16 protein-coding genes are annotated in these 18,674 nt (G+C 31.4%); 15 read left to right on the plus strand and 1 reads right to left on the minus strand.

What is annotated here, in order from left to right; all coding sequences use genetic code 11:
• The first annotated feature begins 15 nt into the window (after positions 1-15).
• Genes HF078_RS19615 through HF078_RS19665 form a run of 11 tightly spaced genes read left to right on the plus strand, consistent with a single transcriptional unit; the run spans position 16 to position 11,923 of the window.
• Positions 16-630, plus strand: a complete 615-nt coding sequence (locus HF078_RS19615; RefSeq protein WP_169292662.1) for a sugar transferase — start codon at positions 16-18, stop codon at positions 628-630.
• On the plus strand, positions 630-1,289 hold the full coding sequence (locus tag HF078_RS19620) for an acetyltransferase (RefSeq protein ID WP_346775386.1): 660 nt from the start codon (positions 630-632) through the stop codon (positions 1,287-1,289). The genes HF078_RS19615 and HF078_RS19620 overlap by 1 nt, the downstream gene beginning before the upstream one ends.
• Positions 1,290-1,314: 25 nt before the next feature.
• On the plus strand, positions 1,315-2,442 hold the full coding sequence (locus tag HF078_RS19625) for a DegT/DnrJ/EryC1/StrS family aminotransferase (protein WP_481748035.1): 1,128 nt from the start codon (positions 1,315-1,317) through the stop codon (positions 2,440-2,442).
• 6 nt (positions 2,443-2,448) lie between these two features.
• Positions 2,449-3,186, plus strand: coding sequence for a glycosyltransferase family 32 protein (locus HF078_RS19630; RefSeq protein ID WP_169292665.1), 738 nt, complete (start codon positions 2,449-2,451; stop codon positions 3,184-3,186).
• A gap of 9 nt (positions 3,187-3,195) precedes the next feature.
• A complete protein-coding gene (locus HF078_RS19635) occupies positions 3,196-4,389 on the plus strand; it encodes a glycosyltransferase (protein ID WP_169292666.1) in 1,194 nt (397 codons plus the stop codon).
• 25 nt (positions 4,390-4,414) lie between these two features.
• Positions 4,415-5,455, plus strand: a complete 1,041-nt coding sequence (locus HF078_RS19640) for a glycosyltransferase family 2 protein (RefSeq protein ID WP_169292667.1) — start codon at positions 4,415-4,417, stop codon at positions 5,453-5,455.
• Entirely contained in the window at positions 5,452-6,627 is a 1,176-nt protein-coding gene (locus HF078_RS19645; protein ID WP_169292668.1) for a glycosyltransferase, read from the plus strand. The genes HF078_RS19640 and HF078_RS19645 overlap by 4 nt, the downstream gene beginning before the upstream one ends.
• Positions 6,628-6,646: 19 nt before the next feature.
• Positions 6,647-7,771, plus strand: coding sequence for a polysaccharide pyruvyl transferase family protein (locus tag HF078_RS19650; protein WP_169292669.1), 1,125 nt, complete (start codon positions 6,647-6,649; stop codon positions 7,769-7,771).
• A 17-nt stretch (positions 7,772-7,788) separates the two neighbouring features.
• Positions 7,789-8,952, plus strand: coding sequence for a glycosyltransferase (locus HF078_RS19655; protein ID WP_240951799.1), 1,164 nt, complete (start codon positions 7,789-7,791; stop codon positions 8,950-8,952).
• Between the two features lie 31 nt (positions 8,953-8,983).
• Entirely contained in the window at positions 8,984-10,750 is a 1,767-nt protein-coding gene (locus HF078_RS19660; RefSeq protein WP_346775378.1) for an ABC transporter ATP-binding protein, read from the plus strand.
• Between the two features lie 18 nt (positions 10,751-10,768).
• Positions 10,769-11,923, plus strand: coding sequence for a phosphotransferase (locus tag HF078_RS19665; RefSeq protein ID WP_169292671.1), 1,155 nt, complete (start codon positions 10,769-10,771; stop codon positions 11,921-11,923).
• Positions 11,924-11,957: 34 nt separating this feature from the next.
• On the opposite strand, the gene HF078_RS19670 is transcribed toward HF078_RS19665, so the two are convergent.
• Complete coding sequence (locus HF078_RS19670; RefSeq protein ID WP_169292672.1) at positions 11,958-14,888, minus strand: right-handed parallel beta-helix repeat-containing protein; 2,931 nt, start codon at positions 14,886-14,888, stop codon at positions 11,958-11,960.
• A 187-nt stretch (positions 14,889-15,075) separates the two neighbouring features.
• Between HF078_RS19670 and HF078_RS19675 the strand changes: the two genes are divergently transcribed.
• The 4 genes from HF078_RS19675 (at position 15,076) to HF078_RS19690 (ending at position 18,655) form a co-directional block, all read left to right on the plus strand.
• Entirely contained in the window at positions 15,076-17,007 is a 1,932-nt protein-coding gene (locus HF078_RS19675; RefSeq protein WP_169292673.1) for an asparagine synthase-related protein, read from the plus strand.
• A 13-nt stretch (positions 17,008-17,020) separates the two neighbouring features.
• Positions 17,021-17,143 carry a paeninodin family lasso peptide gene (locus tag HF078_RS19680; protein ID WP_169292674.1) on the plus strand — a complete coding sequence of 41 codons (123 nt, stop codon included), beginning with the start codon at positions 17,021-17,023 and terminating at the stop codon, positions 17,141-17,143.
• A gap of 287 nt (positions 17,144-17,430) precedes the next feature.
• Positions 17,431-18,372 carry a phosphoenolpyruvate carboxykinase (ATP) gene (locus HF078_RS19685; protein ID WP_169292675.1) on the plus strand — a complete coding sequence of 314 codons (942 nt, stop codon included), beginning with the start codon at positions 17,431-17,433 and terminating at the stop codon, positions 18,370-18,372.
• Positions 18,365-18,655 (plus strand): lasso peptide biosynthesis PqqD family chaperone, encoded by a 291-nt coding sequence (locus HF078_RS19690; RefSeq protein ID WP_169292676.1) that lies wholly within the window; start codon positions 18,365-18,367, stop codon positions 18,653-18,655. The genes HF078_RS19685 and HF078_RS19690 overlap by 8 nt, the downstream gene beginning before the upstream one ends.
• Positions 18,656-18,674 lie beyond the last annotated feature (19 nt).

Consider the following 18,674-nt stretch of genomic DNA (forward strand, 5'->3'; position numbering starts at 1 on the left):
AAGGGGGGCAAGCAAATGAAAAGAACTTTAGATATCATAGTCTCATTACTCGTATTATCCTTACTTTCCCCAATATATATAGTTCTTTCTATTCTAATAAGGATTAAACTGGGTTCCCCAATCCTATTTAAACAGAAAAGACCGGGCCTGAAAGGTAAACCATTTATCCTTTATAAATTTAGAACCATGACAAATAGTATAGATAAGAATGGAAGGTTTCTTTCGGATGAAATGAGATTAACTTCATTTGGATTATTTTTAAGAAGGTATAGTCTGGATGAAATCCCTCAATTTATAAATGTATTAAAAGGAGAACTTAGTATTGTTGGCCCTAGACCCCTTTTAATGGAGTATTTACCACTCTATAGTAAAGAGCAATTTAAGCGGCATCTGGTAAAGCCAGGTATTACAGGGTGGGCACAAGTGAATGGAAGAAATGCTATTTCGTGGGAGGAAAAGTTTGATTTAGATGTTTGGTATGTCTACAACTATTCCTTCTTTCTTGATTTAAAGATCATTTTTTTAACGGTGATAAAAGTGATTAAAAAGGAAGGGATATCACAACCAGGTTATGCAACGATTCAACCTTTCTCGAAAGTAAAATCAAGAGTGGGTGGTGGTCATGGATGATTAAGGTCGTTATTGTAGGGCAAGGAGGACATAGCAAAGTTGTTACTGAGGCCATTACATTTCAAGGCAACATGAAGATCATTGGTTATTTAGATGATAACTTTCATGAACTTGTTTTCAAAAATGAATTATACTATGGTCCCATTCGGTCAAACAAAGAACTATTAATAAAAGAGCCCAATATCAAATTTGTTATAGCAATTGGAAATAACAAAGTGAGAAAGAAGATTGTAGAAAAACTGGGATTGAAAGATACACAATATATTACAGTAATCCATCCTAAAGCAATAATAAGTGCCTCCGCCACAATTGGAGTGGGATCAGTAATACTTGCTAATGCAGTTGTTAACACGGATGCAACAATAGGAGCACATACCATAATAAATACTAGTGCGATAGTAGAGCATGATAATATCATAGAAAATTTTGCACATATTTCCCCCAATGCAACCTTAACAGGCACTGTTCATATTGAAGAAGGGGTACATGTTGGTGCAGGTGCTAATATCATTCCTAACATAAGCATTGGAAAATGGTCCACGATCGGAGCGGGAGCAACAGTAATAAATCATATACCCGCATTTTCTACCGCAGTAGGTGTCCCAGCAAAAATTAAATCGAAAGAAGGTGATGAGGTTGTTGCAATCAACATCCAATAAAAGAATTTATTTGTCCCCCCCTCATATGAGTGGAAATGAAATGAAATATATATCAGAAGCATTTCAAACTAATTGGATTGCCCCCCTTGGACCAAATGTGGATGCTTTTGAAAAGGAAATAGCCCAAAAAATAGGAGTCAATGAAGCTGTAGCAGTAAGTTCTGGAACTGCAGCCATTCATTTGGCTCTTTCTTTATTAGGAGTCGAAAAAGGTGATACTGTTTTTTGTTCCACTTTAACCTTTGTAGCAAGTGCAAATCCTATTCTATATCAAGGAGCTGAGCCAGTTTTTATTGATTCTGAGCCGGATACTTGGAATATGTCACCAAAGGCACTACAACGAGCATTTCAGGATGCATTTATTAATGGTAAATTACCCAAAGCAGTTATTGTTGTTAATCTTTACGGCCAGAGTGCAAAAATGGAAGAAATATTAGAGTTGTGTAATCTATATGATGTTCCTTTAATAGAAGATGCTGCAGAATCTTTAGGATCAATATATAAAGGACGACCAAGTGGAACATTTGGTCTCTTTGGCATTTTTTCCTTTAACGGTAATAAAATTATTACTACCTCAGGTGGCGGTATGCTCGTCACTAATGATAAAACTCTCTCAGAAAAAGCTAGATTTTTGGCAACTCAAGCAAGAGACCAAGCGATGCATTATCAACATAGTCAGCTTGGATATAATTATCGATTAAGTAATATTCTTGCTGGAATCGGTAGAGGTCAATTAGAGGTTTTGGAAGAACGAGTTCAAGCGAGAAGGGATATTTTTAATCGTTACTCTACAGATTTAAACGTAGTAAGTGGAATTGAATTTATGCCGGAATTAACGGAGACAACATCAAATAGATGGTTGACGGCACTTTTAGTAAATGAAATAGAGGCAGGTATTAGTGCCAAAGAAATAATGGAAGCACTAGCAAAAGAGAATATTGAAGCGAGACCTGTATGGAAGCCTTTACATCTACAACCTTTATTTCGGAATTGCAAGTATTTCCGTCATAGTGAAACGGAGGATATTGCAGCTAGTCTTTTTGAAAAAGGCATTTGTTTACCTTCAGGATCAAATCTAACACTCGAAGACCAAAATCGAATAATAAGCTGTATTAAGCAGTGCACAAATGAAATGCTGGTCAAGGAAGGGTGAAGGTAAATGAGCCATCAAAATATACCGAAAATCATACACTATTGTTGGTTTGGAGGAAAAGATAAACCAGCAATCGTTAAGAAATGTATAGAGAGCTGGAAAAAGCACCTTAAGGATTATCAATTCATTGAATGGAATGAAACTAATAGTAAAGTACAGAAAAATAAATATGCTAATGAAGCATACAAAGCTGGTAAATTTGCTTTTGTAAGTGATTATGTTCGAGTTAAAGTTCTGTATGAATACGGTGGCATCTATCTTGATACAGATGTGGAAGTATTCAAACCATTTGATGACTTGTTAAAAAATGAGTCCTTCTGGGGATTTGAACAAGAAAACTACATTGCTACAAGTACTATTGGTGCAAAACCAAGAAATAAACTGATTAAAGAATTTCTCGATCTTTATATGAATAGATCCTTCATTAATAATGATGGCAGTCTGAACGACCTAACTAATGTTGCGATGGTGACTCATATGCTACAAGATTTAGGATTAGTTAGAAACGGCAAATATCAAACCATCCAAAATGTGGGAACTGTCTATCCTCAAACCTATCTCTCTCCATATGACTATATTAATTGTATCAATCTTACTACAGATGACACCTATGCTATGCACCATTATCATAAAAGCTGGCTTCCTTGGGATGCCAAACTCAAAGGAAAAATTAAGGCTACCTCAGCATTTATAATTGGCGGACACAACATAGCAAAGATTAGAAGGATCTTTGCCCATAAGTAGGAGGTTTCTATGAAAAATATACTAATAGCTTCCTTTGACCTAGAAATAGGAGGAGTAGAAAGAAGCTTAATAAGCATGTTAGAGCATTTTGATTATGAAAACTATAATGTAGATGTAATGCTTTATAGACACCAAGGTGATTTCATGCCCATGCTTACAAAGAAAGTTAACTTATTAAAAGAAGTCCCTCAATATGCTACCTTTCGTAAATCAATTGGCACGTTATTAAAAGAAAAAAACTATGCAATTGCTACTACAAGAATTTTAGCCAAATTACAGGCAGATCTAATCGGCAAAATAAAGCGCTACTCTGAGCCAGGCTACTATCAAATGCAATTAATGTGGAAATACGCAATGCCATTTCTACCAGAAGTTGAAAAAGAGTATGATTTAGCAATTAGCTATCTATGGCCACATGACTTTGTGGCAGAAAAGGTCAAGGCAAAAAAGAAGATTGCGTGGATTCATACGGATTATTCTTCAATTAAAACAAATGAAAAGTTGGATATTAATATTTGGTTTAAATTCGATTTAATCTTTGCAGTATCAGAAGCATGTAGGAATTCTATAGTAAATAAATATCCGGGTATTGGGAATAAAATTATAGTTATGGAAAATATCATGTCCACAGAATTAATAAAAACAATGTCTAAAGAAACAGTCGAAAATCCACTAGTAAAAGATAGCAGATTTAAGATAATTACAATTGCTAGGTTATCTCATGCTAAAGGAATAGATAATGCTATTAAAGCATTAGAGATACTAGTTAAAAAGGGATACAGTGACTTAGCTTGGTACGTTATAGGGTACGGAGGAGATGAAAATAAACTAAAAGATCTCATAGCACAATATCAACTATCAGACCGTTTCATTTTACTTGGAAAAAAGTTAAACCCTTATCCTTATTTAAAAACAGCAGATGTCTATGTTCAGCCCTCTAGATATGAAGGGAAAGCAGTCACCGTTACAGAAGCTCAAGTATTAGGAAAAGCAATAATAATAACAAATTATTCAACTGCATCAAGTCAATTAAAAGAGAATATAGAAGGTTTAATATGTGAAAATAGCCCTCAGGGAATAGCGAGTAGTATTGAAAAGTTATACATGGATGATGGTTTTAGAAGAAACTTACAAAAACAAAATGAACTACGAAATTTTGAGAATAATTCAGAATTGGAAAAATTATTTAGTTTAATAAACTAAAGATATTGATAGAGGGTGAAAGAAAATGAACCCAAAAGTTAGCATTATTTTGCCAGCTTATAATTGTGAAAAATACATTTCAAAATGTATTGAAAGCATCCTTGTACAAACTTTTCAAGATTTCGAATTAATAATAGTTAATGATGGGTCAAATGATAATACAGAAAAGATTATTCAACATTTTATTAAGAATGACAGTAGAATCATTTACTTGATTCAAAAAAATCAAGGTCCTTCAGCAGCAAGAAATAATGGAATAAATAAAGCAAAAGGTGATTTTCTAGCATTCATTGATTCAGATGATACAGTTAAGAAGAATTATGTTGAATTATTAGTAAATGGTGCCAAAAATTCTAATGCGGATTTAATCTGTTGTGGCTATGTTGATATTTCTGTGTATGGGTCATATAATTCCCATGATTTTTTGGGTTTAGAAAACATCACAAGAGAAAATTTCATAAAAATGGCATGTAAAGGAACTGGTGGAGTGTTATGGAGTAAGTTGTTTAAAACAAGCATCGTTAAGAAATATAACATTTTCTTAGATAACGATATTTTTATGTGTGAAGATCTTATATTTATTCTTAAATACGTTCAAAATTGTGATTCATATCTCTCGATAAATGAATATTTATATGAATATAATCGATTAAATGTTGAAAGTATAAGCTCAAATATTTCCCCTGCATATCTTAATAACTATGTTAAGGTATGGGATAAAATAAAACAAATTTTAACAATGAATTTTCAAAACCACTACTTAATTCAGAGTATTATTAGGGAGAAAGTTCAAGATGTAGCCATAAAAATAGTCGAGCAACAGTGCGCTACTCTAACTTCAAACAACTTGAGAAGTGTTCTTTATAACATAAATATACTTTTGAGAAATGACTATTTCATGAAATATAAACATGAATTTAAACCGCCCTTATATAGATATAAACCGCTCGTTTTCTTTATGAAATATGATTTGGTTTTACTATGTGTTTTATATGGACTGAAATTACATATTGCCAAAAAAATTTATGGTTTGATATTCCCTTTAAGAAAGACAGTGAAAATATGAGAAAAAAACAAATATTGTTTGTTATAGACTCTCTATATATTGGTGGAGCCGAAAAAAGTTTAATTTCTTTACTAAATAATATGGATAAAACCAAATTCCAAATTGACTTGCTTATGTTTAAAAGAGGTGGTGAGTTGGAGAATTTTCTTCCGAATAATGTAAAAATCCTTGAACCACCACAGTATTTTAAAAATGACAAAAATAACTATCGATCTAGAATTATTAATTTTATCTTCAGGGTAAAAACATCAATAAACTTACGGTTAAATCTTTTTAAGAAAACACCACTCCATAGTGAACAAGTAGTTTATAAATCCATAAGGAAAGTATTAACACCAATAAAGAAAAAGTATGATGTTGCAATAGCGTATAGCCAGGGAATGCCTACATATTATGTATCTCATAAAATTAATTCCTACAAAAAACTTGCATGGATTAATACAGATTATAAAAACACTTTGTACAATAAAGAACTGGATTATATTTCATACAAGAACTTTGATGAAATAATCGCAGTTTCGGAAAACACAAAGAAATCTGTTATTAACACTTATGAAGATTACAAGGGAAAATTAGATGTAATAATGGATATTGTAGATTCAGAATTAATAATAAAAATGTCAACCGAATACAGAGTTAATGAATTTTCAAGAGATACAATAAATATATTAACAGTTGGTAGGTTGGTAAGTGTTAAGGGATTCGACAGAGCGATCAAAGTAGCACTTTTACTTAAAAATGCTGGTCACAATTTTAAATGGTTTGTAGTGGGAGATGGACCAGATAGAAATCTATTGCAGAACATAGTAGATGAATCTAAATTAAGTAATCACTTTATTTTTCTTGGGAAAAAACTAAATCCTTATGTTTATATGAAAAATTGTGATATATACGTTCAAACATCCCTCAAGGAAGGCTTTGGCTTAACGTTATATGAAGCCAAAATATTGAAAAAGCCTATAGTATGTACTAACTTCCCAACTGCTAATGAAATAATACATCATGAAGTAGATGGCTTAATTGTAGAACACAAAATTGAAAGTATTTTTGCAGGAATAGAACGGTATATTGTTGATATTCCATTTAAAGCAGAGATATTGAAAAACTTAGAAAAATGTAGTCGGAATTTGAAAATAGATCAGATAATTCAGTTCCATAAAAAAATAAACTGATTAAGAGAGGTGTTATTAGTTGAAGAAGATATTCGTTGATATCTATTTGCAATTTAATCTAGGTGATGACTTGTTTTTAGACATTCTTGTGAAGAACTTTCCAGATTCCGAATTTACTATAAATTATTTAGGGAAAAATTATGACAAATTTATATCAAATTATCAAAATTTAAAAAGGAGAAAATATACAATAATAAACAAAATAGGTCAGAAACTTAAATTAACTGATTCCATTACTAACTATAATGATTTAGCAGAAAAATATGACGGTTTATTATTTATTGGTGGGGCTATATTCAGAGAGGAAGACTATCATCCAAATCTTTATAAAGATAGGATGAATCTTGTAAAATCATTTAAAGAAAAGAAGAAATCTGTTTTCATTCTGGGTGCAAATTTTGGACCTTTTATAACGCAATCATTTATAAATGACTACAGAAGATTATTTAAACTTTGTGATGATATATGTTTCCGAGATAAATATTCATATAATTTATTCAAAGATTTAAAGAATGTCCGCTATGCTCCAGATATAGTTTTTCAGTTGAATCCTTTAGAGTATGAGAGTCGTAAATCTTTAAATAAAATTGGGATCTCTATCATTGATGTAAGACATAAAATAGGAATGTCATCATACTACAATAATTATATTACTAGCACTGTTTCCTTGATTGAGAAACTTTCAGAAAATGGATACGAAGTTTGTTTAATCTCATTTTGTGAGTTTGAAGGAGACATGAAAGTAATAAGTGACATAACAAAACAGTTAACTCCGAAAGCTAAAAAATCTATCATTGAATACAATTATCAAGGAAATATAAAAGAAGCTATAAAATTTATAGCTTCTTTAAATTTGTTAATTGCTGCCCGATTTCATGCCAATATATTAGGGTTGGTTCTAAAAATAGGAATGATGCCAATAATATATAGCCAAAAAACTACGAACGTTTTAAATGATATTAATTTTTGTGATGTTAAATTAAATATGAACGAATTGGACTTACAATATAATGAGAAGGTTTTAGAACAATCATTTAATAACAAAGCTGATTCACTTCTCCTAAGGTCATTAAGAACGGAAGCAAAGGCACATTTTTTAAAATTAGAGTCATTCTTAATGCAGAAAGTAATGACCGGTTCATGAAAAAAAGACTGTTATTTATGTTAATAGATATGAATATGGGTGGCACAGAGAAAGCATTCTTAAATTTCATCAATGAACTTTCTAAAAAAAGATACTCCATCACGTTACTGTTGCTTGAAAACCAGGGTATGCTTTTAGATCAAATTCCTAAACATGTGGAAGTCAAATACGTGAAAAACTACCATAAAGTAAAAGAGCTATACCAATCTCCCCCATTAAAATCTTTATTAAATTTATTAAGAAAAACACATATCAGATCCTCCATACATTTTGGTTTTGTGTATTTAATCTTAAAATTTTTTAACAACAAATCTTTATACATGAAGTATATTTTAAAAAATTTACCTAATCTTACAGAAGACTATGATACTGCTGTTGCATTTGCCGGACCAATGGATATCATAAGTTATTATGTAATAGAAAAAATTAAGGCTAAGCAAAAAATACAGTGGATACATTTTGATGTATCGAAAATAGGTTTTAACAAAAAGTCTGATGGAAGAACCTTAAAAAGATTTGATAAAGTAATCGTAGTTTCAAAAGAAGGAAAAGAAAAATTAGTAAATTTAGTACCTTCAATCAAACAAAAAACATTTGTTTTTTACAATGTATTAAGAAGAGAATATATACTTGAACAAGCAAAGTCAGGACCTACCTTTTCAGATGAGTTCACTGGATTAAGGATATTAACTGTAGGAAGAATTACACATGAAAAAGGAATAGATATAGCAATTCATGCATTATCAAAATTAGTTAAAATGGGTTATAAAGTAAAATGGTATTGTGTTGGAGATGGTCCAAGTATAAATAAATATACTAATCTAGTTAAAAGGTTAAATTTGGAATCATCCTTTATTTTCCTCGGTAGTTGTTTAAACCCTTATAACTACTTATTCAACTGTGATATTTATGTACAGCCATCAAGGCATGAAGGATATTGTATAACATTAGCAGAAGCAATATGTCTTGAAAAACCAATTATTACAACTGGTTTTACTGGTGCAAAAGAACAAATAGATAATGGAGTAAATGGATTAATAGCTGATGAAGACATCCATTTGTCAATTGTCAAATTAATAGAGGACGAAGGAATGAGGAAAACGTTTTCTAAGAAGCTATCTGTTAAACGAGCATTTGAAGATAATATTCAAAATAGAATCGAATTTTTATTCCAAAAATAACAATCATATTAAAGTGTAGAGGATGGGTTATGTGTTAAACAACATAATGAATTTAAAGAGATTAATAAACGAAAAAGATATCAATAAATTTTATCTTTTGCTTTTTATGATGGTTATTGCTGCGCTTTTTGAAACTATTGGCATAGGGTTGATAGTACCAATAGTAGGTATTATTACAAACCCTAGTATCATTGAGAGCAACTTTTATCTTAATAAAATTTTTTATACTTTAAATTTTAGTTCAACTAACAAATTTGTTATTTTCGGAATATTTGCTTTGCTAGTGGTCTACATTTTTAAAAATGCTTACTTATTTTTATTTAACTTTGTACAATATAAAGTTATTTTAAGTCAACAATTAAAGCTATCGAAACGATTATTTACAGAATATTTGAAAAAGCCTTATGTTTTTCATTTAGAACAGAATTCGTCTACTCTATTACGTAATATTAATGAAGAAATCCCAAAAGTGTTTCAAGGAATAGTTCTTTCCTACTTTCAAATAATTACTGAGGTTCTCGTAATAATATTGATTTTAGGATTGCTATTATTCTCCTCCCCTTTGGCAACTATGTCCGCAACTTTAATATTATTGACAAGCTTGTACTTCTTTGTGAAATATTTCAAAGGAAAAATTACTAGCCTGGGTAAAGAGCAACAACAAATTAGTGGGAATATATTAAAATGGATAAATCAAGGACTAGGAGCAAGCAAGGAAATAAAAGTGGCTGGAAATGAAGATTATTTTGTTAACTCTTATTCAAGAATGCTAGCTATTAAAATAAGTAATAGTAGATATATTAAATTGTTAGAAATACTTCCCAGATTATTTATTGAGATCTTATTAGTATCAATTGTTTTATGTACACTTCTAATTACAGTTTTTCAGGGGTCAGACACCTCTAAATTAATGACTACAATGGCATTGTTTGCAATGGCTGCTTTTAGGTTAATGCCTTCAATTAATAAAATCGTAGGATTAATAACAACAATTAGATATAGTCAACCTGCACTTAAAGTAATTTATGAAGATTTATTTGTTAATTCTAACTTGGAAAAGGAAAAATTAACATTACATCAAAATCAGCATCTTAATAATATCTATCCTAGCTTTTTTAAAGAAGAAATAAAACTCAACAATGTATCATTTCGATATCCAGACAAGTCAGATTTTTCTATAAATAATGTATCTCTTACTATAAAGAAAGGGGAGTCGGTTGCAATTATTGGTGAATCAGGATCAGGAAAAACAACATTGATGGATATAATATTAGGGTTGTATTCCCCACAACAAGGAGAAATCTTGATTGATAATAAGCAACTAGAGGTTGTTAGAAACAATTGGATAAAGGTAATTGGGTATATCCCCCAAAATATTTTTCTAACTGATAACACCATACGAAATAATATTGCTTTTGGAGTGGAAGAGAATGAAATAAATGAGGAAATTGTATGGGATACGTTAGAAAAAGCTCAATTAAAAAGCTTTGTTGAAAATTTACCTGATAAGTTGAATACTGTTGTAGGTGAAAGAGGAGTAAAGTTATCAGGAGGGCAACGACAAAGACTTGGGATCGCCAGAGCTCTATATAATAATCCGGAAATAATATTTATGGATGAAGGAACTTCAGCATTAGATAATGAGACAGAAAAAGAAGTAATGAAAGCAATAGATTGTTTGAAAGGAGAAAAAACGCTAATTATTATAGCTCATAGATTAAGTACAATTGAAAATTGTGATATTAGTTATAAATTAGATAAAGGAAAAATTGTATCAGAGAACAAAAAATATGCTTAATTAGAATTGGAGGTAACCATGAAAAAAAAATACAAATACATTTTGGTTGAAAATGGAATATATATAAATGATAGAGTCAATTTAGTAACATTGTTTTTTTTATTGTATTATCGAACAAAATCTTTTTTTTATTTTTCTCGATTAAGTAAATCAAAATGGTTTAATATACTACCTTTACCAATTATTAGAGCAATTAGGGTGATGCATTTTTTTCTGAAGAGAAATACTACACCAATAAGAATTATTGAGTCAGATATATATGGGCATTGTTTACTTACTTTACGCCAAGGAGAATATAAAGTTTTTAATTTGAAAAAAAAAACAGTAGAAACTTACTTTCCAGATATTTCAGACCCTGCATTTTTAGGGAAAGTAAGTAAGTTAATACAAATCAATGATATGTTAATAGCACCTAAGATAGTCGATATTGACTCCTCTAAAAAAACTATCAAAGAACAATATTTCAATTACTACAGTTTACAAAGCTTGAAATGTAAGATGAAGCAGGAAATAAAAGATGTACTATATCAATTGTTAAAATATCGACCTCCTAAAAAGGTGAAATTACAAAAATATATTGATATCAAAGTAAGAAAAATAGAAGAATATTTACTGAATTATGAAAGTAACATGAACATCAATAAGATAAAAAAATTTACTTCATCAAGATTACTTGAACTTGGGAAACAAATTGATTCTGAGGAATTAAATTTACATTTTTCTCATGGCGATCTATGGGATGGAAATGTATTAGTACATGGCAATAATTTTATTGTTATTGACTGGAACACATACGGCTATAGGAGTCCATTTTTTGATACGTTTTATTATGTGTTCATAGAGTTTTTCAAAGATAAAAAGGTAGAAAAGCTTAGTGTGATTTACGCCAATAATAGAATGAAAGAACTTATTGCATCAATAATAGAAAGAGATGATACTTTTTTTAGTCAAAGAATAACTGATGAAAATATTAAGCATATTATTACAAAGTATATTAATATATTTATTATCGAATTAATTTACTTAAAGCTCGATTTAGAAAATGACAGAAAATGCCCTAACCATTTGGAAGAGACAGTTACATGGGTAGTTAGATGTGAAGAATTTCTAAAGTTTTGTGAAATTAATAAATGTTTCGAAAGGGAAACTCTTTTTAATAGAGAAGCTCTATAATTATTGTTTAATTAATAGAGCTTCTCAAAATTTTTTATTCAACAGTATTACCTAGATAATCTAACCAAATAGCACGATCTCCCCTACAAGTCCACTTCACAGTACCATCTATTACCTCTTCCCCTACTCCTGTAGGAAAGTTAGGTTTTAATGTGCTTGTAGTACCTCCCTTTGTACATTCGAAAATTTTCCCATTCTCATATATCAATTGACCTAATTTATACAATGAATTTCTTTTGGATATTTCGTTAGTATAGTAACCACTCTTTACTTCATTAACCCATATAGGCTTTCTTAATGTGGTATCAAAAAAAGTTGTTCCAAGTTCTAATTTTTTTTGAGGTCTGATATAGGATGGCCCAATCTTATGTGTATCACCAGTAATTAATTGTATTTCTGAAATACCTTTAATAACATTATTCTCATAAATAGTTGGGTTAACAATTAACTTCCAAGAAAAGTCTATAGGCTTTACTACAAGAGAGTTTCCTTCAAATATATTGTTTTTTATCTTAGTAAAAGCAGTATTTACACCACTTGATGAAATAAATGCTCCACTATCTGCCATAGTGGAAGAAAAATGATTTTCTTGAACGAATATGTTTTTAGCATTGATTATGTTGATAAAATTAGCATTCGTACCTACCACTGTTATTTTACAATTCATGATGTTTAAATTGGAATTTGGACTATTGAAAACTAGGAATCTGTCATTAGTTGTAAATGAACATTTTTCGAAACAGAGAGTCTTATTGCTACTACTTGTTGTAGTTGTCATAATTGAAGGATAACTTATTTCGCAATTTTCGAATTTAAACAAATAGGATCCACTAAACACTGGATATATAAAAATTGAGTCTTTGACAACGCTATCATCGGTAGCTATTAATGTTGCTCCACTTGATTCCTTACCTATGATAGATACATTTTTGATGATGCACGGATTATTATAACTTGAAATAGTACCACTAAGATATTTATCTGAGTTGTTAAAAAAACTACAAGAAAATAAATTTATGGAATGTGGCTCTGGTTGATTCATTATGATCCTTGAATTATGGAATACACATGATGAAATAATGATGTTTTTACCATTAGAATTGTACCCGAAATTCAGGGTTGTATTCTTAATCATGTTATTTGTGAACAATACATCATTTGCTCTTATACTGGCACCAGCATTTAAAAACTTATTACCATGTAACAACCAATACTTCCCACTCCCGCCACAGTTTGATTGAAAACTATTGTTTGTAACAGAAGCATAATAAGTTCCTACCAAAATTACATCATTAATACCATGTCCGAAAAATTCGTTCCCATCAATATAAATATTTTGGTTTGTTCTATAACCATCTTCTATATCTATTCCAGCACCTACATAACCAGAATTATGATGAATTCTGTTATTTCTAATATAAAAATTCCTTGTTCCGGCACCTACAATACCAACACGTCTATTGTTCATAATTTCGCAATTCTCGATTGTTATAAATTCTGGTCTTGGTTCAGCACGTACTTCAAAAGAAATATTAGTTGCAGTATTTTGATGAAGAACGATATGCATAGTTTTTGCACCATTTGGTCTTTCAATATCTTCATACCATGAGGTATTTTCTTTATGTCCTATAAAATTACCATTTTCATCATAGAAAAATAAATCGAATATATCTGTATTGATTCCTCTTAAAGTACCGTATCCATTTCCTGTTAACATGAATTTATTTTCATTATTAGTGACCCTAAAATGACTAACATCGTAAGGAGAAATTGTTCTTACTTTATTTATCGAGGATTCTTTTACTCCAGAAGTTTTATTGATCGTTCCTAATTCGAAATTAGATTCATTCGGGTATAACCAAACATCATAATTCCCTTCACCAATGTAGCCATCGCCTATTGCGTCACGTAAAATACAATTTGCAATTTTAATAAATTTGCAGTGACCTTTCAAAGAGATACAATGCCCCCATTCATGAGTTCCACCAGATGAAAAATCATGGTCATAGCGATCTCCGATAAATTCCCCGTTCGTAATGGTTATATGGTGCGCTTTTTTAGTTGAGTCAGAAGATCCAATTGAAACGATAGAGTATCGTTCTTTATTGTTTGGTTCTATAAATATTCTAGAACCTCCAAAGTCATAGTGAGTATTATTTTGAGGATAGATACTTTTATTTTGTGAAATTAGATAATTCCCTTTGGGAAATACAATATTTTTATATCCGTTTTCAAAAGCCCATTTAAATGCATTGTTTATTCCATCAACAGTTTCTTTGGGAGCAGTCTTGTCATTCCTTATCCCCCATCGATTTAGTTCAATTAGATATGAGCCACTTGCAGTATTTTTTTGAGGTTCAATGTCTTTTGGCTCCCAAAATCCCTGGTTATAGGTCAAAACATTTCCATTGTTTGGAATGTCAGTTGGGTAACGAACATCTTTTAATTGTTTTAACTCCATTTCACTAAAAGAAAGGGGCTTTGCAGAAAATTTTTGGATGGTTGAGTCATATTGAAGAGTATATCCTTCTCGTAAATCAGAAATGGATATTTCGTTAATATCGTTTAATGTGTGTTGATGATCAAGATTAGCTTTATTCTCCAAATCATTCGAGTTTGCTTTTGTGTTTAATTGTTCTAATATTTCACTTTCATCATAAACGATTATTTCTGATCCATTAACGATTATGTTTCCATTTTTCTTGCTATCCTCAATATTTATCTCTTTTTCTGTTAAGTCAATCAAGTTTTGGTGAATTTCATTAATAGCTGCAGTGATATTTGTCTTATTCTGAGTAGATAAGGTTGATAAAAGACCAATCATTTCTATATTTGAAATTTGTATATTTCCTAGATCTGAACCTATAAAAAGTTCATTTGAGTCAGTGCATAGTGCAAATTCACCTACATCAAGTTTAGGCAAATTAACTTTTAAGCAACTCTTAATTTGAATTTTATATCCCATTATTAATCCTCCGTTATAGAAAAGCGTTACTATATTTAATTCAAAGGAAGGGAAAATGGTTTGTACAAATAGGTAAAAACTTATATAGGAAAGTCGGTTGAATAACCTTGACATTCTTTTTTAAGGATGTTATGTTCTATATTAAGAACAAATAATTTAAAAGTATTTCTATTACTTGGAGGTACATATGAGCGCTATTGCAGGTATACACAGTATAAAATCAAATGACATTCCACTTGAACACCGTGTGGATCTCATGAAGGGACTAAGTCATTTTCCTGCAGACGATGTTCAAACCTGGCAAAAAGGAAATATGTACTTAGGTTCCCATTTGCAATGGATAACACCGGAATCGGTTGGAGAGTCAAATCCTTTACACCACAGAGAAATGAATTTAGTAATAGCAGCAGATGCAATCATTGATAACAGAATAGAACTATTTGAGAGATTGCAGATCCCTATTTATAAAAGAGACAAAATTACTGATACCGAATTAATTTTAGAGGCATATCAGAAATGGGAAGATGATTCTCCGAAATATTTGATAGGAGATTTTGCTTTTATCATTTGGGATGAAGGTAAAAATCAAATTTTTGGAGCAAGGGATTTTTCCGGTACTCGTACTCTTTATTACTTTTTAAATCAAGAATATTTTGCATTTTGTACGACACTTAAACCACTGTTAGCCTTACCTTACATAACAAGAAAATTAAATGAATCTTGGTTAGCAGAATATTTAGCAATTCCAGGAATGTACGAAACGATAGATGCTAATACCGCCATCTATCAAGGAATTAAGCAAATCCCTCCTTCACATACACTGACGTTAAAAAATGGACAGATAAATTTGTCAAGGTATATTAAACTCGATGTCGACAAACAAATTATATATAAGACAAACGAAGATTACGAAGAAGCATTTAAAGACATTTTTCAAACTGCAGTCAATTCAAGAATTAGAACGAATCGTAATGTTGGTGCTCAATTAAGTGGTGGGTTGGATTCTGGTTCCGTTGTGGGTTACGCAGCTAGAGAGTTAGTTAAACAAGGTAGAAAGCTACATACATATAGTTACATTCCACCAAGTGATTTTAAGCAGTGGACTCCAAAACATAGGATTGCAGATGAGACCCCATACATACAATCAACCGTTCAATATGTTGGTAATATAAAAGATAATTACCTGGCCTTTAATAATAGAAATCCCTATTCAGAGATTGATACATGGTTGGAAACATATGAAATGCCCTACAAATTTTTTCACAATTCTTTTTGGGTTAGAGGAGTTTATGAAATGGCTTCTCAAGATGGTGTAGGTACTTTATTGAACGGAGCTAGAGGGAACTGGAGTGTATCTTGGGGACCTTATCTTGACTACCAGACACTTTTGTTAAAGCAAAGGAAATTTCTACTATTCTATAAAGAATTAGATGCTTACAGTAAAAATATTGGTGTCAAAAAGTCTAAAATTTTCTCTAAGGTATTAAACAAGGCTTATCCTACTGTATTTAGTAAACATAATTTTTCTTACAAAATTCCTAGCTTTATAAACCAAGATTTTGCTAGTCAGACCGGAGTTTTTAATAAACTGATTTCTAATGATATTGAACTTCATGAATATAAAACACCAAATGCATATGAGGCTAGAAAAAAATGTTTTGATCAAGTAACATTTTGGAATTCAAATGGTACTGTCAATACTAAATTATCATTGAAATACAAGTTGTGGAATCGTGACCCTACTAACGATTTAAGAGTTATTAAATTTTGTTTATCTATTCCAGAAAGTCAATTCGTACAGAATGGATTTGATAGAGCTTTAATCCGACGAGCTACCAAGGGAATACTTCCTGAAAAAGTAAGATTGAATCAGCGTGTTCGAGGTATACAGGGGAGTGATAGTCTTTTTAGAATGCTTCCTTTATGGAAAGATTTTATCTTAGAGTTAGAAACATTAGTAAAAGATCCATTAATTAAAGAATATCTAAACACTGAAGCTATAAAAAATATTATTGCAAATTTGAAAAATAATCCACGATCTGAAAATGTATTTGATTTAGATTTTGCATTCTTAATGAGAAGTTTAATAACCTATAGATTCTTGAAAAAATATATTTGAAGGAGGTGATAATATGAAGAATTGGATGAAACCAGAATTAGAAATTTTAGAAGTAGAAAATACGTTTGCTGGACCAGGAATTAGAACTCCTGATGATACACAAACTGATCCAGATGAAGGTGTACACTACAGCTGATCAAACCCACATACTTAATCCCTGAAGAGGCTGTTCAAAAAGTCGATTTGATTGGCTTTTTGACGGCCTTTACCTTTTCAGAAATTTCATGCAACTTTGAAAAAGAATTTCAAACGTGTATATATACATTAAATATAATTGACAACTATCCTTTTTGGTGTTAAATTAAATACATAATTTAGTTCTTAATAAAGAATGAAAACATTCCGATTGATTTTTTTTACTATTTACGTTCTTTATAATGAACTAAAATGAGTGGTAAAATTCAATTCACAGGAGCGATCCACATGACCATTTCATTAAAACACCTGTACAAAGCGTTCGGCTTCATCATTAAAAGTGAATATGCGCTCCCTGAACTGAGCAGGGCAAAAATAGATTCGGATACATGTGGTATTTCCATTGAAGTAGGTCATTTAGAAGACAAATGGAAATCCCGCTCCCAACAACCTAACAAATATTTCTACGTAGAGAAGAACCTCTGCATGTTCTATGTGCCTAACACCGCCATCTTCCTCATCCAACACGGCAGCAAAATTATTGTAAGTCCCTTTGAGGATGCAGCAGAAGATCACATCCGACTTTACTTACTTGGTACCTGCATGGGGGCAATCCTTATGCAGCGGCGAATCCTTCCTTTACACGGCAGTGCAATTTCCATAAATGGAAAAGCTTATGCAATCGTTGGAGATTCTGGAGCTGGAAAATCGACGACTGCATCCGCTTTGTTAAAGCAGGGTTATCAATTAATTAGTGATGATGTGATCCCCGTTTCTTTCAACGAAAAAAATATTCCGATGGTGACCCCGGCATATCCTCAGCAGAAGTTGTGGCAGGAGAGTATAGATGAGTTTGGTATGGAGTCGAGTAACTTCCGTCCGATCATTGATCGTGAAACTAAGTTTGCGATACCGGTAGACTCTCAGTTTTGTAATAAGCTACTCCCGTTGGCAGGAGTTTTTGAATTGATGAAAACGGAGGATGAATCCCTTCAATTTTCTTCTGTTACTGGGTTGGAAAGGTTTCATCTGTTGTTCCAGCATACATACCGTAACTTTTTTATCCCAAGGGCTGGATTAATGGATTGGCATTTCCAGACATCCGCTAAGATGGTGAACAAGATGAGCTTTTATCGGATTCAGCGTCCTACTTCCCATTTTACGGCAAATGAAATTACGGACTTTATTTTGACAAGTATGGAGAGAAAGGGTGAAGTGGTTAATGGCTAAAGGGTTAGTTCTTACAAATGATTGTGTGTATTCTCAGGTGGAAGGAAACATCATTAGTGATATGGATGGAGAAAAGGTAATGTTTAGTATTACGAATGGAAAGTATTACAACCTAGGGGAGGTTGGAGGAGCCATCTGGGATTTGCTTCAGGAACCTAACAGTATTAAGGACATGGTTAGTCAATTGCAAGAAGTATATGAGGTGGATGAAAAGACTTGTGAAATGCAGGTGATGGAGTTCATTGCGATGCTTCATAAGGAAGGACTTATTAAACAAAATTAATTTTCCAAGGCGAAAGGGA

It is taken from the genome of Bacillus sp. RO2, from assembly GCF_012911845.1.
GTDB lineage: Bacteria > Bacillota > Bacilli > Bacillales > Bacillaceae_I > Sutcliffiella_A.

Coding starts and splice junctions, on each gene's coding strand:
- HF078_RS19640 (WP_169292667.1), top strand. CDS start 4,415: ATGAACCCAAAAGTTAGCATTATTTTGCCAGCTTATAATTGTGAAAAA.
- HF078_RS19645 (WP_169292668.1), top strand. CDS start 5,452: ATGAGAAAAAAACAAATATTGTTTGTTATAGACTCTCTATATATTGGT.
- HF078_RS19615 (WP_169292662.1), top strand. CDS start 16: ATGAAAAGAACTTTAGATATCATAGTCTCATTACTCGTATTATCCTTA.
- HF078_RS19680 (WP_169292674.1), top strand. CDS start 17,021: ATGAAGAATTGGATGAAACCAGAATTAGAAATTTTAGAAGTAGAAAAT.
- HF078_RS19670 (WP_169292672.1), bottom strand. CDS start 14,888: ATGGGATATAAAATTCAAATTAAGAGTTGCTTAAAAGTTAATTTGCCT.
- HF078_RS19690 (WP_169292676.1), top strand. CDS start 18,365: ATGGCTAAAGGGTTAGTTCTTACAAATGATTGTGTGTATTCTCAGGTG.
- HF078_RS19655 (WP_240951799.1), top strand. CDS start 7,789: ATGTTAATAGATATGAATATGGGTGGCACAGAGAAAGCATTCTTAAAT.
- HF078_RS19685 (WP_169292675.1), top strand. CDS start 17,431: ATGACCATTTCATTAAAACACCTGTACAAAGCGTTCGGCTTCATCATT.
- HF078_RS19665 (WP_169292671.1), top strand. CDS start 10,769: ATGAAAAAAAAATACAAATACATTTTGGTTGAAAATGGAATATATATA.
- HF078_RS19635 (WP_169292666.1), top strand. CDS start 3,196: ATGAAAAATATACTAATAGCTTCCTTTGACCTAGAAATAGGAGGAGTA.
- HF078_RS19630 (WP_169292665.1), top strand. CDS start 2,449: ATGAGCCATCAAAATATACCGAAAATCATACACTATTGTTGGTTTGGA.
- HF078_RS19675 (WP_169292673.1), top strand. CDS start 15,076: ATGAGCGCTATTGCAGGTATACACAGTATAAAATCAAATGACATTCCA.
- HF078_RS19625 (WP_481748035.1), top strand. CDS start 1,315: ATGAGTGGAAATGAAATGAAATATATATCAGAAGCATTTCAAACTAAT.